General features: G+C 67.6%; 22 protein-coding genes. 8 read left to right on the top strand and 14 right to left on the bottom strand.

What is annotated here, in order from left to right; genetic code table 11:
- Positions 1–75: 75 nt before the first annotated feature.
- From coaD to ACLIVD_RS14565, 5 genes are all read right to left on the bottom strand, one after another.
- Entirely contained in the window at positions 76–570 is a 495-nt protein-coding gene (gene coaD / locus ACLIVD_RS14585; RefSeq protein ID WP_005240440.1) for a pantetheine-phosphate adenylyltransferase, read from the bottom strand.
- Positions 567–1,133, bottom strand: coding sequence for a 16S rRNA (guanine(966)-N(2))-methyltransferase RsmD (rsmD, locus tag ACLIVD_RS14580; RefSeq protein WP_491932616.1), 567 nt, complete (start codon positions 1,131–1,133; stop codon positions 567–569). The genes coaD and rsmD overlap by 4 nt, the downstream gene beginning before the upstream one ends.
- Positions 1,130–4,534: a pyruvate carboxylase gene (locus tag ACLIVD_RS14575; protein ID WP_280781737.1), complete on the bottom strand. Its 3,405-nt coding sequence runs from the start codon at positions 4,532–4,534 to the stop codon at positions 1,130–1,132. The genes rsmD and ACLIVD_RS14575 overlap by 4 nt, the downstream gene beginning before the upstream one ends.
- 155 nt (positions 4,535–4,689) lie before the next feature.
- Positions 4,690–6,948: an ATP-dependent DNA helicase RecG gene (gene recG / locus ACLIVD_RS14570; RefSeq protein ID WP_283334810.1), complete on the bottom strand. Its 2,259-nt coding sequence runs from the start codon at positions 6,946–6,948 to the stop codon at positions 4,690–4,692.
- An 8-nt stretch (positions 6,949–6,956) separates the two neighbouring features.
- Positions 6,957–8,645 carry a DAK2 domain-containing protein gene (locus tag ACLIVD_RS14565; RefSeq protein WP_283334845.1) on the bottom strand — a complete coding sequence of 563 codons (1,689 nt, stop codon included), beginning with the start codon at positions 8,643–8,645 and terminating at the stop codon, positions 6,957–6,959.
- A gap of 235 nt (positions 8,646–8,880) precedes the next feature.
- Here ACLIVD_RS14565 and rpmB point away from each other — a divergent pair, with 235 nt between their 5' ends.
- A complete protein-coding gene (rpmB, locus tag ACLIVD_RS14560; protein WP_005240429.1) occupies positions 8,881–9,072 on the top strand; it encodes a 50S ribosomal protein L28 in 192 nt (63 codons plus the stop codon).
- Positions 9,073–9,220: 148 nt separating this feature from the next.
- On the top strand, positions 9,221–10,009 hold the full coding sequence (locus ACLIVD_RS14555; RefSeq protein ID WP_280781735.1) for an enoyl-CoA hydratase/isomerase family protein: 789 nt from the start codon (positions 9,221–9,223) through the stop codon (positions 10,007–10,009).
- 45 nt (positions 10,010–10,054) lie between these two features.
- On the opposite strand, the gene ACLIVD_RS14550 is transcribed toward ACLIVD_RS14555, so the two are convergent.
- From ACLIVD_RS14550 to ACLIVD_RS14540, 3 genes are read right to left on the bottom strand one after another with little or no spacing between them, the layout of a single operon-like run.
- Entirely contained in the window at positions 10,055–10,729 is a 675-nt protein-coding gene (locus ACLIVD_RS14550) for a uracil-DNA glycosylase (protein ID WP_317568936.1), read from the bottom strand.
- Positions 10,729–11,250, bottom strand: coding sequence for a gamma carbonic anhydrase family protein (locus ACLIVD_RS14545; protein ID WP_037245490.1), 522 nt, complete (start codon positions 11,248–11,250; stop codon positions 10,729–10,731). Before ACLIVD_RS14545 ends, ACLIVD_RS14550 begins: the two co-directional genes overlap by 1 nt.
- A gap of 9 nt (positions 11,251–11,259) precedes the next feature.
- Positions 11,260–12,171 carry a thiamine-phosphate kinase gene (locus tag ACLIVD_RS14540; protein WP_411194597.1) on the bottom strand — a complete coding sequence of 304 codons (912 nt, stop codon included), beginning with the start codon at positions 12,169–12,171 and terminating at the stop codon, positions 11,260–11,262.
- A 246-nt stretch (positions 12,172–12,417) separates the two neighbouring features.
- On the opposite strand from ACLIVD_RS14540, the gene ACLIVD_RS14535 reads away from it, so the two are divergent.
- Both ACLIVD_RS14535 and ACLIVD_RS14530 read left to right on the top strand, forming a co-directional pair.
- Positions 12,418–12,651 carry an Lrp/AsnC ligand binding domain-containing protein gene (locus tag ACLIVD_RS14535; RefSeq protein ID WP_105413047.1) on the top strand — a complete coding sequence of 78 codons (234 nt, stop codon included), beginning with the start codon at positions 12,418–12,420 and terminating at the stop codon, positions 12,649–12,651.
- A 2-nt stretch (positions 12,652–12,653) separates the two neighbouring features.
- On the top strand, positions 12,654–13,250 hold the full coding sequence (locus ACLIVD_RS14530; protein WP_491932615.1) for a DUF3515 domain-containing protein: 597 nt from the start codon (positions 12,654–12,656) through the stop codon (positions 13,248–13,250).
- 19 nt (positions 13,251–13,269) lie between these two features.
- Here ACLIVD_RS14530 and ACLIVD_RS14525 read toward each other — a convergent pair whose 3' ends face one another.
- From ACLIVD_RS14525 to ACLIVD_RS14515, 3 genes are all read right to left on the bottom strand, one after another.
- Entirely contained in the window at positions 13,270–14,376 is a 1,107-nt protein-coding gene (locus ACLIVD_RS14525; RefSeq protein WP_105413049.1) for a D-alanine--D-alanine ligase family protein, read from the bottom strand.
- A gap of 95 nt (positions 14,377–14,471) precedes the next feature.
- Positions 14,472–15,596, bottom strand: coding sequence for a cystathionine gamma-lyase (locus ACLIVD_RS14520; RefSeq protein WP_477954781.1), 1,125 nt, complete (start codon positions 15,594–15,596; stop codon positions 14,472–14,474).
- Between the two features lie 4 nt (positions 15,597–15,600).
- Positions 15,601–16,599: an NAD(P)H-dependent glycerol-3-phosphate dehydrogenase gene (locus ACLIVD_RS14515; RefSeq protein ID WP_009479691.1), complete on the bottom strand. Its 999-nt coding sequence runs from the start codon at positions 16,597–16,599 to the stop codon at positions 15,601–15,603.
- 149 nt (positions 16,600–16,748) lie between these two features.
- Here ACLIVD_RS14515 and cofC point away from each other — a divergent pair, with 149 nt between their 5' ends.
- The 3 genes from cofC (at position 16,749) to ACLIVD_RS14500 (ending at position 20,714) form a co-directional block, all read left to right on the top strand.
- On the top strand, positions 16,749–17,471 hold the full coding sequence (gene cofC, locus ACLIVD_RS14510) for a 2-phospho-L-lactate guanylyltransferase (protein WP_280781732.1): 723 nt from the start codon (positions 16,749–16,751) through the stop codon (positions 17,469–17,471).
- Between the two features lie 68 nt (positions 17,472–17,539).
- On the top strand, positions 17,540–19,744 hold the full coding sequence (locus tag ACLIVD_RS14505) for an RNA degradosome polyphosphate kinase (RefSeq protein ID WP_283334815.1): 2,205 nt from the start codon (positions 17,540–17,542) through the stop codon (positions 19,742–19,744).
- Positions 19,745–19,778: 34 nt separating this feature from the next.
- On the top strand, positions 19,779–20,714 hold the full coding sequence (locus ACLIVD_RS14500) for an NUDIX hydrolase (RefSeq protein ID WP_283334816.1): 936 nt from the start codon (positions 19,779–19,781) through the stop codon (positions 20,712–20,714).
- Positions 20,715–20,816: 102 nt separating this feature from the next.
- Here the strand turns inward: ACLIVD_RS14500 and ACLIVD_RS14495 are convergent, their stop codons facing one another.
- The 3 genes from ACLIVD_RS14495 to leuC all read right to left on the bottom strand — a co-directional run bounded on the left by ACLIVD_RS14495 (position 20,817) and on the right by leuC (position 23,727).
- Positions 20,817–21,512, bottom strand: a complete 696-nt coding sequence (locus ACLIVD_RS14495) for an HU family DNA-binding protein (protein ID WP_491932614.1) — start codon at positions 21,510–21,512, stop codon at positions 20,817–20,819.
- A gap of 157 nt (positions 21,513–21,669) precedes the next feature.
- Complete coding sequence (gene leuD / locus ACLIVD_RS14490) at positions 21,670–22,278, bottom strand: 3-isopropylmalate dehydratase small subunit (RefSeq protein WP_005240402.1); 609 nt, start codon at positions 22,276–22,278, stop codon at positions 21,670–21,672.
- 27 nt (positions 22,279–22,305) lie between these two features.
- Positions 22,306–23,727 (bottom strand): 3-isopropylmalate dehydratase large subunit, encoded by a 1,422-nt coding sequence (gene leuC / locus ACLIVD_RS14485; protein ID WP_280781728.1) that lies wholly within the window; start codon positions 23,725–23,727, stop codon positions 22,306–22,308.
- A 138-nt stretch (positions 23,728–23,865) separates the two neighbouring features.
- Here leuC and ACLIVD_RS14480 point away from each other — a divergent pair, with 138 nt between their 5' ends.
- Complete coding sequence (locus ACLIVD_RS14480) at positions 23,866–24,567, top strand: IclR family transcriptional regulator (RefSeq protein ID WP_005240398.1); 702 nt, start codon at positions 23,866–23,868, stop codon at positions 24,565–24,567.
- Positions 24,568–24,598: the final 31 nt, after the last annotated feature.

Here is a 24,598-nt window from a genome sequence, read left to right as displayed (position 1 = left end):
TCGGCGCAGCCTTCTTCGTGCAAGTCTGCCCGACCGGACGCCGCGGGTGTGTCGTGGCAGCCGGTGTGTCGGGTATCAGCTGCTCTCGGCGGCGCGCTCGGCGATCCTTGCGAGAAGACGGGCGTGCACCTTCTCGGGCAGCATGTCGGAGACGTCGCCGCCGAACGTGGCCACTTCCTTCACGAGCGAACTCGACAGGTAGCTGTAGGTGGGGTTGGTCGGGATGAAGAGGGTGTCGACGCCACTGAGCTTCTGGTTCATCTGCGCCATCTGCAGCTCGTAGTCGAAGTCGTTGGCGCCGCGCAGGCCCTTGACGATCGCTGTGATCCCTTGCTGCTTGGCGTAATCCACGAGCAGGCCGTGCCACGAGGACACCCGCACGTTGGGCAGCTCACTGGTCGAGTCTTCGAGCATCTCGATGCGCTCCTCGACGGTGAACAGGCCACGCTTGCTCTTGTTGACCATGACCGTCACGATGACCTCGTCGAACTGCGCGGCAGCTCTGCCGATCACGTCAAGGTGGCCATTGGTCACGGGGTCGAAGGATCCGGGGCAGACAGCGCCAGTCATGAGTCCAGACCGTAGCAGGTCGCCAATTCGATTCTCGCCTCGCCGTACTTCTTCGCTTTGACGGGCGCGAAGCCCTCGGGCCACGCCGTGTCGGGTGACCTCGACGACCTCTCGAGCACCACGATCGAACCGTCGCCGACCCAGCCGTTGACCCGGAGGTGGCCGAGCACCGTCTGTACCGCCTCGTCGTCGACGGCGTACGGCGGATCCGCCATCACCAGGTCGTACGGCCGGTCGGCGGTGCCCGCGAGCACCGCGGCCACCGGAGCCCCGCGCACTTCCGCGCCCGGCAGACCGACCGTCGTCACGTTGTGCTTGATGATGCCCGCCGCTTTCGAGTCGGACTCGACGAGGACGACGCGGTCCGCACCCCGGGAGAGCGCCTCCAGGCCGAGCGCCCCCGACCCCGCGTAGAGGTCGAGGACGGACGCGCCTTCGAGGTCCATCCGGCTGTGCAGTGCGCTGAACAATGCCTCGCGGACCCGGTCCGAGGTGGGGCGGGTCCCGCTCGGCGGGACCCGCAGGCGTCGACCGCCCGCGAGTCCCGCGATGATCCGAGTCACTCGCTCGCGGACTCCCCTGTCGACACGACGGCGAGGAGGTCGCCGCCCTCCACCTGCTGGACCGATCCGATGGCCAGCCGGGAGACCGTGCCACTTCGCGGGGCGGTGATGGCCGCTTCCATCTTCATGGCCTCGATGGTCGCGATCGTGTCGCCGGCGGCGATGTGCTGACCCTCGGTCACGGCGAGGGTCACCACACCGGCGAACGGCGCCGGCACGTGGCCGGGGTTGTTCTTGTCGGCCTTCTCCGCGGCCGGGAGCTCACTGGAGATGGACCGGTCACGCACCGACACCGGACGCAGCTGCCCGTTGAGGATGCACATGACGGTGCGGTATCCCCGCTCGTCGGGTTCGGAGATGGCCTCGAGCCCGATGATCAGCTCGACACCCTGTGCGAGGCGGACCCGGTGCTCGTCGCCGCGGCGCAGGCCGTAGAAGAACTGGTTCGCCGAGAGCTGCGACGTGTCGCCGTACTTGTCCCGGTGCTCGAGGAATTCCTTCGTCGGGCCGGGGAACAGCAACCGGTTGAGCGTCGCCCGTCGTTCCGCGGACGTGCCGGAGAGTGCCTTCTCGTCGTCCGCGGACAGAGCCACCTCGGGCTTGGCGGCTCCGCGACCTTCGAGGGCCCGGGTGCGGAACGGTTCGGGCCAGCCGCCGGGCGGGGTGCCCAGTTCGCCGCGCAGGAACCCGACCACCGAATCGGGGATGTCGAACTTCGCCGGGTTCTCCTTGAATTCCTCGGTGGACGCTCCGGATCCGACGAGGTGCAGGGCGAGGTCGCCGACCACCTTCGACGACGGGGTGACCTTGACCAGGCGGCCGAGCATCCGGTCGGCGGCCGCGTACTTGGCCTCGACCTCCTCGAACTTGTCACCGAGACCGAGCGCCACGGCCTGGGTGCGCAGGTTCGACAGCTGACCGCCGGGGATCTCGTGCGTGTAGACACGTCCGGTCGGGGCAGGCAGCCCGGACTCGAACGGCTTGTACACCTTGCGCAGCGCCTCCCAGTACGGCTCGAGGTCGCACACGGCCTGCAGGTCCAGGCCGGTGTCGTGCTCGGAGTGCGCGGCCGCGGCCACGATCGCCGACAACGCAGGCTGGCTGGTGGTGCCCGCCATCGCGGCCGAGGCACCGTCGACCGCATCCGCGCCTGCCTGCCATGCGGCCAGGTACGTCGCGAGCTGACCACCCGGGGTGTCGTGGGTGTGCACGTGCACGGGCAGGTCGAAGTTCTTGCGTAGCGCCGTCACCAGGGTGGTGGCGGCGGGGGCGCGGAGCAGTCCGGCCATGTCCTTGATCGCGATGATGTGCGCACCGGCCTCGACGATCTCCTCCGCCAGGCGCAGGTAGTAGTCGAGGGTGTACAGCTTCTCGTTCGGGTTCGACAGGTCGCCGGTGTAGGACAGGGCGACCTCGGCGAGTGCGGTGCCGGTCTCGCGGACGGCGTCGATGGCCGGCCGCATCTGGTCGACGTTGTTGAGGGCGTCGAAGATGCGGAAGATGTCGATGCCGCTGTTGGTGGCCTCCTCGACGAACGCCCGCGTCACCTTCTCCGGGTACGGGGTGTAGCCGACGGTGTTCCGTCCGCGCAGCAGCATCTGCAAACAGATGTTCGGCACGGCCTCGCGCAGAGCGGCCAGCCGGTACCAGGGGTCCTCGTGCAGGAACCGCAGCGCCACGTCGTAGGTCGCACCGCCCCACGCCTCAATGGACAGCAGCTCGGGGGTCAGCCGGGCGACGTGCCCGGCGACGTCGAGCAGACCGCTGGTCCGCACGCGGGTCGCGAGGAGTGACTGGTGTGCGTCACGGAACGTGGTCTCGGTGACGGCGAGGGCCTTCTGCTCCCGCAGCGCCTTGGCGAATCCCTCCGGCCCGAGGGCGAGCAGCTTCTGACGGCTGCCGTCCGGCGGCGGGGTGGACAGGTCGATCTGGGGCAGCTTGTCGCGCGGGTACACCGCCGACGGCCGCTCGCCGTGCGGCTTGTTGACCGTCACGTCGGCGAGGTAGGTGAGGATCTTGGTGCCACGGTCGGCGGAGCTGCGCAGCGTGAGCAGCTGGGGGCGCTCCTCGATGAAGGACGTGGTGACCCGGCCGGCCTTGAAATCGGGGTCGTCGAGCACCGCCTGCAGGAACGGGATGTTCGTCGACACACCGCGGATGCGGAACTCGGTGACCGCGCGGCGGGCCCGGGCGACGGCGGTTTCGAAGTCGCGGCCGCGGCAGGTGAGCTTGACGAGCATCGAATCGAAGTACGCGGAGACCTCTGCCCCGACCGACGTTCCGCCGTCGAGGCGGATACCGGCACCACCCGGGGTGCGGTAGCCGGTGATCCGACCGGTGTCCGGGCGGAATCCGTTGGCGGGGTCCTCGGTGGTGATGCGGCACTGCAGCGCCGCGCCGCGCAGCGTGATCTTGTCCTGGCTCAGGCCCAGGTCCGCGAGGGTCTCCCCCGACGCGATCCGCAGCTGCGACTGCACGAGGTCGACGTCCGTGACCTCTTCGGTGACGGTGTGCTCGACCTGGATGCGAGGGTTCATCTCGATGAAGACGTGGTTGCCGCGGGTGTCGAGGAGGAATTCGACGGTGCCCGCACAGGAGTAGTTGATCTCCTTCGCGAACGCCACCGCGTCCGCGCAGATCTTCGCCCGCAGCTCTTCCGAGAGGTTCGGGGCAGGCGCGAGCTCGATCACCTTCTGGTGGCGGCGCTGCAGCGAGCAGTCCCGCTCGAACAGGTGGATGACGTTGCCCTGACCGTCGGCCAGGATCTGGACCTCGATGTGACGCGGGTCGACGACGGCCTGTTCGAGGAATACCGTCGGGTCGCCGAAGGCCGACTCGGCCTCACGGGCGGCGGCCTCGATGGACTCCTTGAGCTGAGCCCGCTCGGCGACGCGGCGCATGCCGCGGCCACCGCCGCCGGCAACGGCCTTCACGAACAGCGGGAACTGCATGGTCTCGGCCGCGGCCAGCAGCTCGTCCACATCGGCGGACGGCTCCGACGACGCCAGCACCGGCAGACCGGCGGCCTTCGCCGCGGCGATCGCACGCGCCTTGTTGCCGGTGAGCTCGAGCACCTCGGCGGAGGGACCCACGAACGTGATGCCCGCCTCGGCGCACGCGGCGGCGAGATCCGGGTTCTCGGAAAGGAAGCCGTAGCCGGGGTAGATGGCGTCGGCGCCTGCCTGCTTGGCCGCGGAGACGATCTCGTCGACGGAGAGGTACGCCCGAACCGGGTGTCCCTCCTCGCCGATCTGATAACTCTCATCAGCCTTCAGACGGTGGATCGAGTTCCGATCCTCGTACGGGAACACCGCAACCGTTCCAGCACCTAGTTCGTAGGCGGCACGGAAAGCGCGGATCGCAATTTCGCCACGGTTGGCGACCAGGACTTTGGAGAACATTGGAGCAAACTACCCCGCCGCGGACGGCCGCGGAGAAGTGGCATCCCACATTTCAGGATCCTACACAAACTTCACAAAGACCCCCCTGACGTGTGCGAATTCTGCAACAGACCCGAAACAGACGAGCGAAGATTTACGTGAAGCGAAGTAAGTTCTCACGTTTTCTCCAGATACTCGATGCGGTCCGCGTCGAGCGCCGAGGTCACCATCGCCGACAGCCCGGGATGGTTTTCGAGGCGCGGATCGTCCGCGATGACCGAACGCGCGAACTCGGACGCCGCAGCGATGACGTCCTCGTGGCCGAGCAGCGACAACAGCCGCAACGTGGACGTCGTTCCCGACTGCGCCGCACCGAGAATGTCGCCCTCGCGGCGGGTGGCGAGGTCGAGTTGCGCAAGTTCGAAACCGTCGTTGGTCGACGCCACGTTCGACAATCGCTCGTAGGCGGGACCGCCCGGATTCATCTCGGTGACGAGAATGCACAGGCCCTGGTGTTTGCCACGGCCGACGCGTCCGCGCAGCTGGTGGAGCTGACTCACACCGAAACGGTCCGCGTCGACGATCACCATGATCGTCGCGTTCGGGACGTCGACGCCGACCTCGACGACCGTGGTGCACACCAGGACGTCGATGTCGCCGGCCGTGAAGTCGCGCATCACCGCGTCCTTCTCGTCCGCGGGAAGCCGGCCGTGCAGCAGACCCACCCGCAGGTCCGGCATGATGCTGCCACTCAACTCCTCGTACACCTCGACGGCAGACTTCGTCTCGGGTGCCTTCTCGTCGAACGCGTCCTCGCCGTCGCCCTTCTCGCCGTCGCCGATGCGCGAGCACACGACGTACGCCTGCCTCCCCTCGGCCACGTCCTCGCGGATCCGTTCCCACGCGCGCGCGACCCACTGCGGCTTCTGGGACGCGGGTACCACACTGCTCTTGATCGGCGACCTGCCCTTCGGCAGCTGCCGCAGCGTCGACACCTCCAGATCGCCGAGCACCGTCATCGCGATGGTGCGGGGAATCGGCGTCGCCGTCATCACCAGCAGGTGCGGGCTCAGACCCTCCCGCGCCCGCGACCGCAGCCGATCGCGCTGCTCGACACCGAACCGGTGCTGCTCGTCGACCACCACCATCCCGAGGTTGAAGAACTCGACGTTGTCCTGGATGAGGGCGTGGGTGCCGATGACGATCCCGGCGTCGCCGGTGATCGCCTCGTTCAGAGCCGTGCGTTTGGCGGCGACCGGCATCGACCCCGTCAGCAGCGCCACCCGTGTGGCCTTCTCGTGCGCCCCGAGTTCCCCGGCGGTCGCGAGGGAGCCGAGCATCGCCCGCAGCGACCGGGCGTGCTGCGTCGCGAGCACCTCGGTCGGGGCGAGCAGGGCGCACTGGTAGCCGGCGTCGACCACCTGGAGCATGGCGCGCAGGGCCACGATCGTCTTACCGGAACCCACCTCCCCCTGCAGCAGCCTGCTCATCGGGTGCGGCTGCGCCAAATCGGCGGAGATCTCGTCGGCGACCGTGTGCTGACCCTCGGTGAGCTGGAAGGGAAGCATCTTCTCGAACACGTCGGCAATCCCGCCGGGCACCGGCAGGCACTCGGGCGCGACTCGCTCGGCGTTGTCGTGGCGGCGACGGGCGAGAACCAGCTGCAGCGCCGTCGCCTCGTCGAACCGGAGACGGTCGTGGGCGTTCTCCACGTCCTCACGCGTGTCGGGCAGGTGGACCGACCGGAGGGCTTCGTCGAGGCCGATCAGCTCGCGTTCGGCCCGGATGTTCTCCGGCAGGGGGTCGTCGACGTGATCGAGCTGGTCCAGGATCTGGCGGACACATTTCATGATCGTCCAGCTCTCGACGTCCCGGGTGGCCGGATAGAGCGGGATCAGCGCCCGGTCGAACACGGACATGTCGACCCCGGCACCGGCTTCCTGCGACGCCCGGGCGATTCCCGCGAGATCCCCGGCACCGCGGATCCGGCCGACGTTCACGACGGGGTCCTCGCTGCCGGCCCGCGGCTCGGGAAGGATGAGGTAGCTCGGGTGGGTGAGGCTCCACTTCTGGCGGAAGTACTTGACCGTTCCCGAGAACATCGCGCGCACACCGGGCTTGATCACGTGCTTGACCTTCTGCGGGCTGAAGAAGGTGACGTCCACGTTCTGGGTGTCGGTGGACAGGACCACCTTGAGCATGCTGCCCGGCCGGTTCTTCATCTTCACGACGGCCGCGGACGTGACCCGGGCGATGATCGTGATGTGCTCGCCCTCCGGCGGGTCCTTCTCCGCGAGCTCACGGCCCTGCGAGGCGTACCGGTGCGGGTAGTGCCGCAGCAGGTCCTCGACCGTGCGGATGTCGAACGCCTCCTCGAGCGCGTCGGCGGTCTTCTTTCCCAGCAGATGATCGAGCCGGTCGGACAATGTGGCCATCGAATTCCTCATTCCACCCCGAGTTGCAACAGATCTCCAGGTTGTCCACCGTGGTAGATCATCACCTCGACGCCGGGGTGCCGCTGCGAGATGTGATCGGCCAGTTCCGTGTCCAGCCCGTCCGGCGCCTCCGACCCCATCAGGAGCGTCACCAGTTCGCCACCCGCGCCGAGGACGAGGTCGACGAGTCGCCGTCCGGCCGCGACCGCGTCCGGTTCGATGACGATCACCTCGTGACCCATCAGTCCGATGCCGTCTCCCGGTTCGCACGTGCCCACATAGGTGAGGGCCCGTTCCCTGGCGATGCGCAGCGATCCCCAGCGGGTCGCTGCGGCGGCCTCCGACATCGCGAAGGCGTCGTCCACCGCCTCACGCTCGGGGTCGTGCACCGCCAGGGACGCGAGTCCCTGCACCATCGCGGACGTCGCGAGCAGCAGGACTTCGTGCCGGGCGTCCCTTGCCGCGGCACTGACCGCGACGAGTTCCTGGGCCGTCAGCGCACCGTTGGGGAGGACGAGCACCTCGGTGCGTCCCATCTGCCTGATGATGCCGAGGAGCTGGGCCCGGGTGACGGGGGCGTCGTCGCATCGGAGGACTGTCGCGCCTTCGCTGGCGAACAGTTCGGCGGCGCCGTCGCCGGCCACGACGGCGACGATTCCCCGCTCCCCCTGATCCGGCCGGGTCCGGACCGGGGGAAAGAGCAACCCCTGGTCCCGCGCATCCACGAGGAAGCTGCTGACCCGGATTCCGTGGATGCGTCCCGCCGACAGTCCGGCCTCCACTGCTGCGCCCGCGTCCGTGCAGTGCACGTGGACCGACCAGCCTCCGCCGCCGTCGCCGACGATCACGATCGAGTCCCCGAGGGCGTTCAGCGTGGTGCGCAACTCCGCGATGCGGTCCTCGTCGGACTCCGCGACCAGGTACATCACCTCGAAGTCCTGATCCGAACCCTCGTCGCATTCGGGTCCGGGTCCCGGATGCGCGTGCGGGCGCTGCGACGCGGGCGGCGCGGAAACAGGGACGAGCTCTGCGCGATGCGTGGACGGGGTGCGGCGCGGAACGTGGAGCGCGATCGGTGCGCGATCGGGCGGTGCCCCCGTCACCGCTGTGACGAGAGCGTCGAGGATCACGACGAGGCCGAGTCCTCCCGCATCGACGACGCCTGCGGTGCCGAGCACCTCGAGTTGCGACGGCGTCCTGGTGAGCGCGGACGCCGCCGCGTCCGCGGCTGCGCGGGCCGTGACTGCGATCGGCGCCTCGTCCGGAAACTCCGCCGCGGCGTCGGCGGCACAGCGCAACACGGTGACGATGGTCCCCTCCACGAGGTAGCTCACCGCGTCCGTCACCAGGTTGGTGGCCATCAGCAGCCCGGTCCGGACCGTCCTTGTGTCGACGGCGGGGGTGACGGCTGCTTCCGCAATCCCTCGCAGCACCTGGGACAAGATCACGCCGGAGTTCCCGCGCGCGCCGGCGACCGCGCCCCGAGCCAGGGCGATGGCCACCTGCCGGACGTCCTTGGTGCCGCTGCCCGCGTACTCGTCGATCGCACCCAGCGCCGCACGCATCGTGAACAGCAGATTGGTACCCGTGTCGGAGTCCGGGATCGGAAAGACGTTGAGGCTGTTGATCTCCTCGCACCGCTTTTCCAGACCCGCGACGGCGGTCCGCGCCCACGATTCGAGGACTCGCCCGTCCATCGGGAGCTCAGGGGCCACTGTCGTCCTCTCCGGCCAGGGAATGGGAAGGTGCCGTCAGACTAGTCGGGGGACGATGATCGGGCCCGCGGTCCGAGCCCTTCGGGACCGGGTTTGGCCAATCCGCACTCGAGCGGCTACTCTTGCACGGTTGCCTCGTACAGGGCGCGCTTGCTGTGCCCTGTCTCTACGAGGCCAGCAAATTTCACAGTTCACTATCTTGAAGGAGTTCGCGACTATGGCTGCCGTCTGCGACGTATGCGCCAAGGGGCCCGGCTTCGGTAAGTCGGTCTCGCACTCGCACCGGCGTACCAACCGTCGCTGGAACCCGAACATTCAGACTGTTCGTGCCGAGGTTGCCCCCGGAAACACCCGGAAGGTCAACGTCTGCACCTCCTGCCTGAAGGCTGGAAAGGTTGCTCGGGGCTGACCCGACGCTGCGTGCGATGTCACTGCGCCCCCGACACTTCGGTGTCGGGGGCGCAGTTTTTTGTGTCGCCACACCCGTCCGATTCGGCATCGTCGCAGCGCATCGGGGCACGTCGGGCACCGGCAGGGGCCCAACGTAAGGTGCAACGGTGACTTCTCTCGATGGACTCAGCAAAGTACAGCTCGAAGACGGCGTCCTGCGCATCACGATCGCGACGGCGGAGAACGGCACCTCACTGGACGGCGAGGGCATGGTGCAGGGTGCCCGGGCACTCGAAGCGGTCGGTGACCGAATCGGCAGCGTCCTTCTCGTCGGGGAGGGCCCGAACTTCTGTGCGGGCGGCAACGTCCACGCCTTCGCCTCCGCGCCGGTGCGAAGCGAATACGTCGCCGAGGTGGCGCGCGTGTTCCACGAATTCGTTCGTGCGCTCGACGCCGTGACCGTTCCGGTGATCGCCGGTGTTCACGGGTGGGCGGCGGGCGCCGGCATGAGCCTTGTCTGCCTCACGGACGTCGCCATCGGCGGCCCGGGGACCAAGCTGCGCCCGGCCTACCCGTCCATCGGCTTCACCCCGGACGGCGGCATGTCCTGGACCCTCCCGCGCATCGTCGGCGACGCCCGCGCGCGCGAGATCCTGATCACCGATGCCGTTCTCAGCGGCGACGAGGCCGTCCGCCTTGGCATCCTCAGCCGCCTCGTCGGCGACGACGTCGTCCAGGACGAGGCCCTTCGACTCGCCCGCACCCTCGCTGCCGGCCCGACGCCGTCCTACTCGGGGATCAAGACGCTCGTGCGCGCCTCCCGATATCGCTCGCTCGCCGAGCAACTCGACGCGGAGGCCGCGTCGATCGCCACCGCGGCCGACAGCCCGGTGGGACGCGAGGGCGTCGACGCCTTCGTCGAGAAACGGCGTGCCGATTTCTCGTCTGTGCAGTAGAGGAACGTGCCGCCTTCTCGTCTGTGCAGTAGGGGAATTCGCCGTTTACGGCAGCTGCCAGTTCACCGGTTCGGCGCCCAGGCCGTCGAGGAGTTCGTTCGCGCGGCTGAACGGCCGCGAACCGAAGAATCCGCGCGACGCGGACAGCGGTGAGGGGTGCGCCGATTCGATCGTCGGCACGTCGCCGAGCATCGGTTTCAACGTGGACGCGTCCCGGCCCCACAGAATTGCGACGAGGGCTTCGGGGCGCGCCACGAGAGCGCGAATGGCCTGCTCGGTCACCGCCTCCCAGCCCTTCTTCCGGTGCGACGCCGGGAGTCCGGGCTGCACGGTGAGGACCCTGTTCAGCAGAAGCACTCCCTGACGTGACCACGGGGTGAGGTCCCCGGTGGTGGGCGTCTCGTAGCCGAGGTCCTTGCTGTATTCGGTGAAGATGTTGCCGAGGCTGCGTGGCACGGGGCGCACATCCGGAGCCACCGAGAAGCTGAGACCGACCGCGTGACCGGGTGTGGGATACGGGTCCTGACCCACGATCAGGACCTTGACCTCGGAGAATGGGTGGGTGAACGCTCTCAGGACGTTCTCTCCGGCGGGAAGGTAGTCACGCCCGTCGGCGATTTCCGCGCGCAGGAACTCGCCCATCTCCGTGATCCGTCCGGACACCGGTTCGAGTGCGTCTGCCCATCCGGCCTCGACGAGGTCCGCCAGCGGCGCCGCCATCAGTCGAGCCTGCGCAGCGAGTCGCGGTAGTAGGCCGCGTTCGCGGCGTACATCTTCACGTTCATCTCGAGGTGCCCCTCGGGAACCTCGTAGCCCTGCCGGATCTTCGCGGGGACGCCGAGCGCCATGCTCCGCGGCGGAACCTCGAACTTGAACGGAACGACGGCGCCGGCTCCGACGACCGAACCGGCACCGATGACCGAACCGTTGAGAACGATCGATCCGGAGGCGATCAGGCAGTGGTCGCCGATCGTGGATCCCTCGATGTGCGCCGCGTGACCGACGACGCACCCCGAGCCGATGACGGTGGGATCGATCATCGTGCAATGGATCACGGTGCCGTCCTGGATGTTCGTGTCGGCGCCGACGGTGATGGTGCCGTAGTCGGCGCGGAGCACGGCCTGCGGCCACACCGAGGTGCCTGCCGCCAGGGTCACATTCCCGATCACCACGGCGTCGGGATGGACGTAGGCGTCCGGATGGATGTCGGGTTCGCGGTCCCCGAGCGCGTAGATAGCCATGCGTGCAACCTATACCGAGAAACTCTGCCAGCCGCCGGCCCCCGGCCAGGTCTCGCCGTCCACCGAGATGCCGGACCCGTCGTGCACCGCGCCGATCCCGGTCCACCCCGCCGGGAGCGGGACGCCGGCAGGGAAGGTGGCGGCGAAACCGTGGTCCTCTCCCCCGGTGAGCACCCATTCCCAGTGGTCGACGCCGAGAGCCTTCGCTGCCGCCACCAGTTCGGGTGAGACAGCCAGGTCGGATCGGGTGAGGGACATTCCGACGCCGGAGGCGTCACAGATGTGACCGAGATCGGCGAGGAGTCCGTCGGAGATGTCGGTCATTGCGTGGGCGCCCCCGTCCGCGGCGGCCCAGGCGGCGGAATACGGCGGGGTGGGGACCCGATGCGCGGCGAGCAGGTCCGGGAAATCCGAGGACCCGCCGAGCAGCAGCGCGAGACCGGCCGCCGACCGGCCGAGTTCGCCGGCCACCGCGACGACGTCGCCGGGCCGCGCGCCCGACCGCCGGATCGGGCTCCTGCCACCCAGATCACCGAGGACGGTGACGGAAATCACGATCTGCCCGGCCTGCACGAGATCACCGCCCACGACGCCGGCCCCGAGTTCCTCGGCGCTTTCCCCGATCGCCGCCGAGATGCCGTCCGCCACGTCGATCGACGTGTCCGGCGGGAGACCGAGGGAGACGAGGAAGGCGGTGGGCCGCGCCCCCATCGCCGCGACGTCGGCCGCATTCTGCGCCACCGCCTTGTGGCCCACGTCGCGTGGTGACGACCAGTCGAGCCGAAAATGCCTGTCCTGCACCAGCATGTCGGCGGACACCGCCACCCGGCCGTCGTCCGCCCGGACGAGGGCAGCGTCGTCGCCGGGGCCGATCAGCGTGGACGGCGGCTGCACCCGGCCGTCCACCGCTCGGCCGATCACGGCGAACTCGCCGACGTCGGCGACGGTGAGGGGCGGGTTCGGGTCCGGGGAATCCGTCGGTGTGATGGTGTGCCTCCAGTGTCGGGTGGCCCGTGCAGCGGCTGTGGGTCCGGTCGACGGAATGTGCGACTGCGGTACCTTTTAGCTGTTGCCGGAACTTCTCGGCACGTGACCGATCAGCGCGCCGAAGCACCCGCGACTCTACCGAGATCATGCGGCGCGGAGCAGGGAAGGGCCGGAGCGAGAGTGCAAGCGTTCATCCTGATCCAGACCGAAGTCGGCAAGGCTGCGGCGATCGCGACCGAGATCGCGAAGATCACCGGAGTCCGGACCGCCGAGGACGTGGTCGGACCGTATGACGTCATCGTGCGGGTGTCCGCTGACGAGGTCGCTCCCGTCGTCGAGGAGATCCGTCAGGTCTCCGGCATCACCCGCACCCTCACCTGCGACGTCCCCGAAAAGTCTGCGAACAAGAACTGAGCATGTCCGACCTCGAACCCGAACAGAGCACACCTGCCGGCAACTCCGACCCGGTCCCCGCGGAGCGGCGCAATCCCGCGCTCATCGCGACGGCCGTGGCGCTTCCCGTGGCCCTGGTCATCGGCATCGTCGTCGCGGCGGTGTTCGCCGGGCGGAACCCGGTGAAGGAACCGGTGTCGCTGGGGCCGGTGCCCGCGCCCGCATCCGGCTCCGCGGAGTGCGCCACCCTGATGGCGGGCCTCCCCGACGCGCTGGGCGACTACACGCGCGCCGAACTCACCGAGCCCGCACCCGAGGCGACTGCCGTGTGGCAGCCGGCCGAGGGTGAACCACTCGTCCTGCGTTGCGGTCTGGACCGTCCCGCGGAGTTCGATCAGGCTTCGGCGCTGCAGGTGATCGACGGAGTTCAGTGGTTCGAGATCTCGGGTGCGAGCGCCGGAATCGACGCGAGCAGCTATTTCGCGGTCGACCGCGGCGTGTACATCGGACTCACGGTTCCCACCGGGGTGGGACCGACGCCGCTTCAGGACATTTCCGGCGCGGTGTCGCAGGCATTGCCGCAGAAGCCGCTCGATCCGGCGCCCGTGGCGAATCCCTGAGCGCCGGACCTCGGTTTCTCTAGCGCAGGCCGATGCCGCGCGCGAGGGCCGTGTCGACCAGGGTCGAGACGAGGGTGCCGTAGTCGACACCAACCGCACCCCACATGCGCGGGTACATCGAGATCGACGTGAATCCCGGCATCGTGTTGATCTCGTTGATGACCGGGCCGTCCTCGGTCACGAAGAAGTCGACCCGCGCGAGACCCTGGCAGTCGAGCGCGGAGAACGCGCGCACCGCGAGTTCGCGGATCTCTTCGCTGACCGCTTCGTCGAGTTTCGCGGGCACGTCGAACTCGCACACGTCGTCGAGGTATTTGCTGTCGAAGTCGTAGAACGCCTCGTCGTCGCCTGCGCCTTCCGGCATCCGGATCTCGGCGATGACGCTGGCCCGCACGTCGCCGTCCGGGAACTCGAGGACTCCGCACTCGACCTCGCGGCCGACGATCCCCGATTCGACGATCACCTTCGGGTCGTGCAGGCGGGCGTGGGCGATGGCGTCGTCGAGCGCGGCCCACTCGGCCACCCGGGTGATACCGATCGACGATCCGCCGCGGGCCGGCTTCACGAACACCGGGAGGTGGAGGCGGGACTTCTGTTCGTCGGTCAGTGTGGCGGTGCCCGGACGCAGGACGACCTGGAACCCGATGGGCAGGCCTTCCGCGGCGAGCAGCTTCTTCGTGAATTCCTTGTCCATACCGGCGGCGCTGGCGAGTACGCCGGGACCGACGTACGGGACACCTGCGAGTTCGAGCAGGCCCTGGATCGTGCCGTCCTCGCCGTAGGCGCCGTGCAGGACGGGGAAGACGACGTCGACCGAGGCCAGGATCTTGCCCGCTTCGCCGTCGTCGAGTGCGACGAGGTCGCCGGACCGCGTCGGGTCGGCGGTGAGGGCCAGTGCGGACCCGTCGGCGTCGACGCTGGGCAGTGCCCTGCCGCGGATGGACAGCGTTTCGGGGTCGGTGGAGCCGAGGACCCACGAGCCCTCGGTGGTGATGCCGATCGGCACTACCTCGTACCGTTCCGGGTCGAGATTCCTCAGGACGCTTCCGGCCGACACACAGGACACGGAATGCTCGTTGCTGCGGCCACCGAAGATGACGGCTACCCGGGTACGCGGTTTACTCACGACACAGACCGTACCGTCGTCGCGACACGCTCACCGCACCCACCTCTCCTCATATTTCCTTCGCCGACCTCACGACACGGTGGGCGGCCCCGCACTCACAACGCGGACAGCGCTCTCTCGAGATCGGCGACGAGGTCTTCGGTGTCCTCGATTCCGCACGAGATCCGCACGAACCCCTCGGGTACGGGGTCTCCCCACCGGGCCCGGCGGTCGGCGCTGGTGTGGATGCCGCCGAAGCTCGTCGCAGGCACGAGGAGCTCACTTCCGGCCACGAGTCGGTGGAACTGTTCGGCGGAGTCCACCTCGAAGCTCACCAGCCCGCCGAATCGACGCATCTGACCGGCGGCGACGGCGTGCGCAGGATCTCCGGGCAGACCCGGATAACGGACGCGGTGGGCCGCCGGGTGTGACTCGAGCAGGACCGCGAGGGCCAGGGCGTTGGCGCATTGACGCTCGAATCGCAGACCGGCCGTCCCGAGACTCCGGTGGGCGAGCCACGTCTCGAACGGCCCCAGCACCGTGCCCGACAGGGCCCTCTCGCGTTCCATCCCGGCCAGGAAGTCGGCGTCCGACGCGGCGATGTACCCCATGAGGAGATCACTGTGACCGCTCAAAGTCTTTGTGCCGCTGGCGACTACCACGTCGGCTCCGAGTTCGAGCGGTTGCTGGCCGAGCGGCGTTGCGGTCGTGTTGTCCACCACGAGAACAGCGCCCGCGTTCGCGCACTGCTCGGACACGGCGCGCAGATCCACCACGTCGAGCGAGGGGTTGGCCGGAGTCTCGGCCACCACCACCGTCGTCCCCTCGGCGGACGCCAACAGTGCGGCGGCCGCCTCGCCGGCCATCTCGGCGGTCCTCAGTTCGTGCACGGTGATGCCCATCGGCTCCAGGCGCTCCCGCGCGTACGCGCGCACCTGGTAGTAGCCGTCAGACGGAACGACCACCGTGTCGCCGGCGGTGAGCAGACTCCTCAGCACGACGGTGACCGCCGACATCCCGGAGCCGACGACGAGCGCGCCCGCGGCGCCCTCGAGCGTCGCCAGCGCCGATTCGAGGTCGCGCCAGCCCGGATTGGAGGCACGCGCATAGGTGTCGGACTCGGTTCCCTCGTCCGCGCTCAGCTGATACGGCGCTGCGAAAACCGGCCCCCTCAGCATCGGCGATCCGGGAACATTTTCTGCGGCAACAGCTTTGACGCAGCGGGTGGAATCACCACTCACGAGCTCACTCCGGCTTCGTGCGACGGCCGAGCAGCTGACCGATCGCGTCCTGCACCACGACGCCCTCGTGGCACACCCGGTGCACGGCATCGGTGAGCGGCATCTCGACGTCGTAACTGGCCGCGAGAGCCCGCACGGACGAGCACGATTTCACACCCTCGGCGACCTGACCGTGAGTGGCCGCCTGGGCACTCTCGATCGAACCACCCTGACCGAGGCGTTCACCGAAGGACCGATTGCGCGACAGGGGCGACGTGCACGTCGCAACCAGATCGCCCACTCCCGCGAGACCCGCGAGGGTGGCAGGTTTCGCACCGAGGGCCACTCCCAGCCGGATGATCTCGGCGAGACCGCGAGTGATGATGCTCGCAATCGTGTTCTCTCCCAGACCGATTCCCGATGCCATACCGCAGGCGAGGGCGATGACGTTCTTGCAGGCGCCACCGATCTCGCACCCGATGACGTCCGAATTCGTGTACGGACGGAAGTATCCGGTGGCCGAGGCCTTCTGCAGTTCCAGTGCCCGCGTCGAATCCGTGCACGCGACGACCGTCGCCGCCGGTTGACCGATCGCGATCTCCCGGGCCAGATTGGGCCCGGACAGCACGGCGACACGTCCCGGGTCTGCGCCGGTGACCTGGATGATCACCTGACTCATCCGCATGAGGGTGCCGGTTTCGATGCCCTTGGCGAGGCTCAGCAGGGTGGCGTCCTCGGGGATCATCGGACTCCAGACCTGCAGATTGTCGCGCAGGGACTGCGACGGCACCGCGAGGACGACGATGTCGGCGCCATCGAGTGCGGCCCGCGCGTCGTCGGTGGCGGTCAACGACGGAGGCAGGGCGATGCCCGGCAAGTAGTCCGCGTTCTCGTGCCGCGACACGATCGATTCGGCGACCTCAGCGCGTCGCGCCCACATGGTGACGTCGGTCCCGGCATCGGCCAGGACCTTCGCAAATGCAGTCCCCCATGAACCCGCTCCCAGTACCGCAGCCTTGCTCACACAGCCCCCTCGTCGTTCGTTACCCGATGCGTCGCCCACAGTATTGCCGATGCCGAGGTCGAGCGCCGCCCCGCTACCGAACTCGTTCGCTGCTCAGCGGCGACCGGGCGTCCGGAGCACCGCCCCGCGCGGGCTGGCAAGATATCCGCATGAGCACAGCGACCCGATCCGTGGCGCCGCGCGCGCACGTACTCGTCGCCGTGAAGGAACTCCACGCGGCCAAGACGCGGCTGTCGGGCGTCTTCGACACGGCCGACCGCACCGGACTGGTCCTGTCGATGCTGCGCGACACCCTGGCCGTCGTCAGCGACGTCGCGACGGTCGTCGGTGTCACCGTGGTCACGCCGGATCCCGCGGTGGCGCGGCTCGCGCGCAGTGTCGGCGCGCACGTCTACGCGGACCCCGCACCCGTTTCCGCCGAGGATCGGCCGGACGAGGGCGGCACCGAGCACAGCCTCAATGCGGCGCTGTCGGCGGCGGCCGAGCACGTCCGCCGCAACGAGCGCGGAGTCGACGTCGTCGCACTGCAGGCCGACCTTCCGTCTCTGCGCGGAGGCGAATTCGGTGAAGCACTCGCCGCAGCGAGAACCGGTGGCAGGTCGGTCGTCGTCGATCATCACGGCACCGGAACCGCCGCACTGTTCTCCTGCGACCCGGAGATTCCGCTCGATCCCCGGTTCGGACCGGGCTCGGCGAAGCGGCATCTCGAGTCCGGGGCGCGGCCCCTCGACGGGCACTGGCCCGGTCTGCGAACCGACGTCGACACCGCCGACGATCTCGATGCCGCGCAGGCTCTCGGCGTCGGACCTGCGACGCGTGCCGCCCTCGACGCTCTCGAACACACCGCCCCCTCGCGCTGCGGAAACGAGTAGGTCGCGCACGCCGTGTGAATTTGCCCCATCGATTGTCGGCGGCCGAATTCTCGAGGGATGATCGTGGGGTGAGTAACCGAGAAGCACTCGACCAGCAGACCGACGTCGACGGAAAGAACGGAACCCGCGACGACATCGTCACGGCCAATCCCACGAACGTTCCGATGGCGCCACCCGCTGCGACGAGTGCCCTCACGAGCGCGCTGACCGACGGACTCCCCGAAGATCGTTACCTGAACCGCGAACTCAGTTGGCTCGATTTCAATGCCCGGGTTCTCGCCCTCGCCGAGGACACGTCGCTGCCGTTGCTCGAGCGCGCCAAGTTCCTCGCCATCTTCGCGTCCAATCTCGACGAGTTCTTCATGGTCCGCGTGGCCGGACTCAAGCGCCGCGACGAGACCGGGCTGTCCGTGCGGTCCGCCGACGGTCTCTCCCCCCGCGAACAGCTCTCGCTGATCGCAACCCGGACCCAGGAGATCTCGGAGAAGGCCGCACGGGTCTTCCTCGACTCCGTTCGTCCCGCGCTTGCCGCCGAAGGGATCTCCATCATCGGATGGGACGATCTCACCGACGACGACCGCGAGCGCCTGTCGGTGCATTTCCAGGACCAGATCTTCCCCGTGCTCACTCCGCTCGCAGTCGACCACGCCCACCCGTTCCCGTACATCAGCGGTCTGAGTCTCAACCTCGCGGTGACGGTGAAGGATGCGGTGACCGGTGGCGAACACTTTGCGAGGGTCAAGGTTCCGGACAACGTAGGCAGGTTCGTCCGCGTCCGCCGCGACGAAACGCCCTCCTCCATCGACGCGTTCCTGCCCCTGGAAGATCTGATCTCCGCTCACCTCGACATGCTGTTCCCGGGCATGGAGATCGTGGAGCACCATGCATTCCGGATCACGCGCAACGCCGATTTCGAGGTCGAAGAAGACCGCGACGAAGATCTCCTACAGGCCCTCGAGCGTGAGTTGGCCCGCCGCCGCTTCGGTTCACCGGTGCGACTCGAGGTCGCGGACGACATGACCGAGCACATGCTCGAACTTCTCCTGCGCGAACTCGACGTCGATCCCGGCGACGTCATCCAGGTACCCGGACTGCTGGATCTGTCGTGCCTCTGGCAGGTGTATGCGGTCGACCGGCCCGCCCTCAAGGACGCACCGTTCGTCCCGGCAACGCATCCGGCGTTCGGCGAGAGAGAAACACCCAAGAGCGTCTTCTCCACCCTCCGCGACGGCGACGTCCTGGTCCACCACCCGTACGACTCTTTCTCCACGAGCGTCCAGCGCTTCATCGAACAGGCCGCGGCCGACCCCCAGGTTCTGGCGATCAAGCAGACGCTCTACCGCACTTCGGGCGACTCCCCCATCGTCGACGCATTGATCACCGCCGCCGAGGCGGGCAAACAGGTTGTGGCACTGGTCGAGATCAAGGCGCGATTCGACGAGCAGGCGAACATCAAGTGGGCCCGCAAGCTCGAACACGCGGGTGTGCACGTGGTGTACGGACTCGTCGGGCTCAAGACGCACTGCAAGACGTGTCTCGTGGTCCGTCGCGAAGGGTCCACCATCCGGCGTTACTGCCACATCGGTACCGGCAACTACAACCCGAAGACCGCCCGGCTGTACGAAGACATCGGCCTCCTCACCGCCGCACCCGAGATCGGCGCAGACCTCACCGACCTGTTCAATTCCCTCACCGGCTACTCGCGGAAGACGCAGTACCGCAACCTGCTCGTCGCGCCGTACGGTGTGCGCCGGGGAATCATCGAGCGGATCGACGGTGAGATCGCGCACAAACTGCGGGGTGAGGACTCCGGAATCCTGCTGAAGGCCAACGCCTTGGTCGACGAACAGGTGATCGACTCGCTCTACCGCGCGTCCCGGGCCGGTGTGCCCGTCGAAATCGTCGTGCGTGGCATCTGCGCCCTCAAACCCGGAGTCCCCGGGCTGAGTGAGAACATCCACGTCCGGTCGATTCTCGGACGATTCCTCGAGCATTCCCGGGTGTTCCATTTCCGCGGCGCCGACGAATACTGGATCGGCAGCGCAGACATGATGCACCGCAACCTCGACCGACGCGTCGAGGTCATGGCGCAGGTGAAAGACCCTCGACTCACCGCTCAGATAGCCGAGATCGTCGATTCCGCGCTCGATCCCGTCACGCGGTGCTGGGTGCTCGGGTCCGACGGCCGGTGGGTTCCGTCGCCTGCCCACGGCGAGGAGGTTCGCGACCACCAGGAGGCCATGATGCGCAAACGAATGGGCACCGGATCCTGATCGCGGCGAGTCCGCGGCAGAAGGAAGGAACTCGGTGAGCAGTTCACCCGGCAAACCGGTCAAAGCCAATATCTTCGCTGCGGGGGCAGTGCTGTGGCGCAAGTCTCCCCGCAATCCCGACGAGATCGAGATCGCGCTCATTCACCGGCCCAAATACGAGGACTGGTCATTTCCGAAGGGAAAGCTCGACCCCGGAGAGACCGCAGTGGTGGCCGCATTGCGTGAGGTGGAAGAAGAGACGGGTATTCGCGGGCGCCTCGGCCGGCATCTGGGCGCGTTGACATATCCGATTCCGGGCCATCGCCGATTGAAACGAGTCGAATACTGGGCGGCAGAAGCCCGCGCCGGTGAATTCGTCTCCAACAGTGAAGTGGACGAGATGCGGTGGCTTCCCGTCTCCGAGGTGGCCGATCAGCTGTCGTATCCCATGGATCGCAAGATGCTCCGCCGATTCACGGCTCAGCCACCCGACACCGCGACCGTGCTCCTGGTCCGGCACGCCAAGGCTGGAAGCCGGAAGCGATACAAGGGCGACGACACCACCCGGCCCCTGGATGCGAACGGCCTACTCCAGGCCGAGACGCTCGTCCCGCAGCTCGAAGCGTTCGGGGCCACCGACATCACGTCGGCCGACCGGACGCGGTGCACACAGACGGTCGAGCCGCTGGCGCGCGCGCTGGACACGACCGTCCGGTTGGATCCGCTGCTGTCCGAGGAGAGTTACACCGCCGACCCGGTGGCCACCCGCACGCGGGTCCGCAAGATCGCCGCTCTCGGCGGAGTTCAGGTGATCTGCAGTCAGGGAGGCGTCATTCCCGATCTGCTCGACTGGTGGGCGGAGAACGACGGCATCACACTTCCCCCGGCGCGGAACAGGAAGGCGAGCACCTGGGTGCTCTCGCTGTCCGGCGGCAAACTCATCGCCGCCGACCACATCGACAGTCCCCTGCCTCCCACTCGGAAGGACTGAGCCCCACCGGCCGGAGTCACCGAGAGGCAAAGGAAACACGGACAGGCGCCAACCCCCAGGGTCGGCGCCTGTCTGTGTTCGGGCAGTCCCGTGTGCGCTGTATTACTTGGCGCGCTTCGCGGGAGCCTTCTTTGCTGCGGTCTTCTTGGCTGCCGTGGTCTTGGCCGGAGCCTTCTTGGCTGCAGTCTTCTTGGCTGCGGTCTTGGCCGGAGCCACCTTCTTCGCGACGGTCTTCTTGGCTGCCGTGGTCTTGGCCGGAGCCTTCTTGGCTGCAGTCTTCTTCGCGGCCGTGGTCTTGGCCGGAGCCACCTTCTTCGCGACGGTCTTCTTCGCGGCCGTAGTCTTGGCCGGAGCCTTCTTGGCTGCAGTCTTCTTCGCGGCCGTGGTCTTGGCCGGAGCTGCCTTCTTGGCTGCAGTCTTCTTGGCAGCCGTCTTCTTGGCAGCAGCCTTCTTGGCAGCAGCCTTGGTGGCGGGCGCCGCTGCGCCGCGCTTGACTGCCGGACCGGTGGCCGGAAGCTTCTGGCCGCCAGCGATAACCGCCTTGAACTGAGCGCCCGGACGGAACGCCGGCACCGACGTCGGCTTGACCTTGACGGTCTCACCCGTGCGCGGGTTGCGTGCGACACGTGCCGCGCGACGACGCTGCTCGAAGACACCGAAACCGGTGATGGTCACGCTGTCGCCGCGGTGCACTGCCCGGACGATCGTGTCCACGACATGCTCGACAGCTTCCGTTGCCGTGCGCCTGTCCGTGCCCAGTTTCTCGGTCAGAACATCGATGAGCTCTGCCTTATTCATTGAAATTCCTCCGCGAACTAATGGTCCATCATCGGACCGACTACGAACTACGGTAAACCTGAATACCGCAGGAGTCTATGTGCCACGCCAATTCTCATACAACGCGGCACCATTCTCAGGAACTTATTATCTGGCAGACAGGCTCCGATTCCAACTTTCAGTCGGCCGGAGTGGGCTCCGGAAGAGTCGCAGGTTTCCAAGAAGGCCTTGACTTTTCGAACTCGGAAATGGCTTCTACCTGCCGTAATGTCAATCCGATGTCGTCCAGACCCTCGATCAGACGCCACCGTGTGTAGTCATCAATCGCAAAGGGCACCACGGTGGTTCCGGCCGTCACAGTCTTGTTCTCGAGGTCGACAATCAATTCGAGACCGGGTTGCTCGTCGAGCAGTTTCCAGAGCAGTTCGACGTCCGACTGGGCCACCTGAGCGGCCAGCAGACCGGCCTTGCCGGCGTTGCCGCGGAAGATGTCGGCGAAGCGAGAGGCGATCACGACCCGAAATCCGAAGTCGGATAGCGCCCACACGGCGTGCTCCCGGGAGGAGCCCGTGCCGAAATCGGGCCCGGCCACGAGAACACTGCCCTTGTCGTACGGGGCGACGTTCAGAACGAAGTTCGGATCGTTCCGCCACGCGGCGAACAGGCCGTCCTCGAAACCGGTGCGGGTCACTCGTTTCAGGTAGACCGCCGGAATGATCTGGTCCGTGTCCACGTTGGATCGCCGCAGCGGAACGCCGATACCTTTGTGTGTGCTAAAGGATTCCATCGAAAAATCTCCTAAATTCCTTGGGTCCTAGGCCAGATCTGTCGGCGCGGACAGTGTTCCCCGGACCGCGGTCGCGGCGGCGACCAGCGGCGAAACCAGGTGAGTCCGGCCGCCCTTGCCTTGACGGCCTTCGAAATTGCGGTTGGACGTGGAGGCCGAACGCTCGCCGGGCGCGAGCTGATCCGGGTTCATACCGAGGCACATCGAGCACCCCGCCTGCCGCCATTCGGCGCCAGCGGCGGTGAAGATCTCGCCGAGACCCTCCTTTTCGGCCTGCGCGCGAACACGCATCGAGCCCGGCACGATCAGCATCCGGACCCCGTCGGCGACGTGGCGGCCACGCAACACATCGGCCACGGCGCGCAGATCCTCGATCCGGCCGTTGGTGCACGAACCCACGAAAACTGTGTCGATCGCCACCTCACGCAACGGAGTTCCGGCTTCGAGACCCATGTAGGTCAACGCCTTCTCCGCGGCGTGACGCGCACTCTCGTCCACGATGTCGGCAGGATTCGGCACGGCCTCGCCGAGCGGCAGTCCCTGCCCCGGGTTGGTGCCCCAGGTCACGAACGGCGTCAGGGAACTCGCGTCGATGTGGACCTCGTTGTCGAAAACCGCACCCTCGTCGGTCTTCAACTGCTCCCAGGCCTCGACCGCGGCGTCCCAGTCGGCGCCCTTCGGCGCATGGGGACGTCCCTTGATGAATTCGTAGGTGATCTCGTCGGGGGCGATCATGCCTGCCCGCGCACCCGCCTCGATGGACATGTTGCAGACGGTCATCCGCGCTTCCATCGACATCTTCCGGATCGCTTCGCCGCGGTACTCCAGGACGTAGCCCTGGCCGCCGCCCGTTCCGATCTTCGCGATGACAGCCAAAATGAGATCTTTACTCGTCACGCCGTCGGGCAATTCGCCGTCCACGGTGATCGCCATCGTCCGGAAAGGACGCAACGACAACGTCTGCGTCGCCATGACGTGTTCGACCTCACTGGTGCCGATACCCATCGCGAGCGCGCCGAAGGCGCCGTGGGTGGACGTGTGGCTGTCACCGCACACCACGGTCATGCCGGGCTGGGTGAGGCCCAGCTGCGGGCCGACCACGTGGACGATGCCCTGGTCGATGTTTCCCATCGGGTGCAGCCGGACACCGAATTCCTCACAGTTGCGCCGCAGCGTGTCCACCTGAGTCTTGGAGACGGGGTCTGCGATCGGCTTGTCGATGTCGACGGTGGGGACGTTGTGGTCCTCGGTGGCGATCGTCAGGTCGGGTCGGCGCAGTGGGCGCCCCGCCAGCCGGAGTCCGTCGAATGCCTGCGGACTCGTCACTTCGTGAACGAGATGCAGGTCGATGTAGATGAGGTCGGGGTTGTCTCCCTCACCCCGGACCACGACGTGGTCTTCCCACACCTTCTCTGCCAGGGTGCGTGCTTTCTCCGCCATCTTCTCCACCTCTGTGTGTCTTCTCGCACCGCGGGCTTCGGGCCGGTCCGCCGTGCGCTTGATGTCGTTACCCTCTTCCCGGACACGCACTCGACGTGAGACGAAGGTGCGCTATGATCCCAGTATGCGAGAAAGTGGTATCGACCTATGAGACAGCATAGCGGCATCGGAGTCCTTGACAAAGCGGTGGGCGTGCTGCATGCCGTGGCCGAGAAGCCCTGCAGCCTCACTGAACTGTGCTCGCGCACCGGACTCCCCCGCGCCACCGCCCACCGGCTGGCCGTCGGGCTCGAGGTCCACCGCCTCCTGACCCGCGACTCCGACGGGCTGTGGTGCCCCGGTCCCGGCCTCGCCGAACTCGCTGCAACGGCTAACGATCCACTCGTTTCGGCGGCGGCCCTCGTCCTTCCGCGGCTGCGCGAGATCACCGGGGAGAGCGTGCAGCTGTACCGCAGGGAAGGCACTCAGCGCATCTGCGTGGCGGCGATGGAGCCGCCCACAGGTCTCCGCGACACCGTTCTCGTCGGGGCACGACTGCCGATGAGCGCCGGCTCGGGCGCCAAGGTCCTTCTCGCCTGGGCCGACCCACAGACCCAGCGCGCGATTCTTCCCGACGCGGCGTTCGGCGAACGCGTGCTGCTCGAGGTCCGCAGGCGCGGCTGGGCACAGAGCGCCGCCGAGCGGGAACCCGGTGTCGCCAGTGTCGCCGCACCCGTGCGGGATGCCGGCGGCGCTGTCATCGCAGCAATTTCGGTGTCCGGCCCCATCGACAGGATGGGCAGGCGTCCCGGCGCTCGCTGGGCGGCCGACCTTCTCGCCGCCGCCGAGGCGTTGCACAAGAGGCTCTGATCGACCACGACCGACGTTCACCGCGATAGGA

The sequence above is a fragment of the Rhodococcus sp. G6(2025) genome (assembly GCF_058628105.1).
This window is presented reverse-complemented; position numbering and strand designations above follow the sequence as displayed.

What these genes read in the sequence shown, in the direction of transcription:
- coaD (WP_005240440.1), bottom strand. Translation starts at nt 570, where the DNA reads ATGACTGGCGCTGTCTGCCCCGGATCCTTCGACCCCGTGACCAATGGC.
- ACLIVD_RS14575 (WP_280781737.1), bottom strand. Translation starts at nt 4,534, where the DNA reads ATGTTCTCCAAAGTCCTGGTCGCCAACCGTGGCGAAATTGCGATCCGC.
- recG (WP_283334810.1), bottom strand. Translation starts at nt 6,948, where the DNA reads ATGGCCACATTGTCCGACCGGCTCGATCATCTGCTGGGAAAGAAGACC.
- ACLIVD_RS14565 (WP_283334845.1), bottom strand. Translation starts at nt 8,645, where the DNA reads ATGGACGGGCGAGTCCTCGAATCGTGGGCGCGGACCGCCGTCGCGGGT.
- rpmB (WP_005240429.1), top strand. Translation starts at nt 8,881, where the DNA reads ATGGCTGCCGTCTGCGACGTATGCGCCAAGGGGCCCGGCTTCGGTAAG.
- ACLIVD_RS14550 (WP_317568936.1), bottom strand. Translation starts at nt 10,729, where the DNA reads ATGGCGGCGCCGCTGGCGGACCTCGTCGAGGCCGGATGGGCAGACGCA.
- ACLIVD_RS14545 (WP_037245490.1), bottom strand. Translation starts at nt 11,250, where the DNA reads ATGGCTATCTACGCGCTCGGGGACCGCGAACCCGACATCCATCCGGAC.
- ACLIVD_RS14530 (WP_491932615.1), top strand. Translation starts at nt 12,654, where the DNA reads ATGTCCGACCTCGAACCCGAACAGAGCACACCTGCCGGCAACTCCGAC.
- cofC (WP_280781732.1), top strand. Translation starts at nt 16,749, where the DNA reads ATGAGCACAGCGACCCGATCCGTGGCGCCGCGCGCGCACGTACTCGTC.
- ACLIVD_RS14495 (WP_491932614.1), bottom strand. Translation starts at nt 21,512, where the DNA reads ATGAATAAGGCAGAGCTCATCGATGTTCTGACCGAGAAACTGGGCACG.
- leuD (WP_005240402.1), bottom strand. Translation starts at nt 22,278, where the DNA reads ATGGAATCCTTTAGCACACACAAAGGTATCGGCGTTCCGCTGCGGCGA.
- ACLIVD_RS14480 (WP_005240398.1), top strand. Translation starts at nt 23,866, where the DNA reads ATGAGACAGCATAGCGGCATCGGAGTCCTTGACAAAGCGGTGGGCGTG.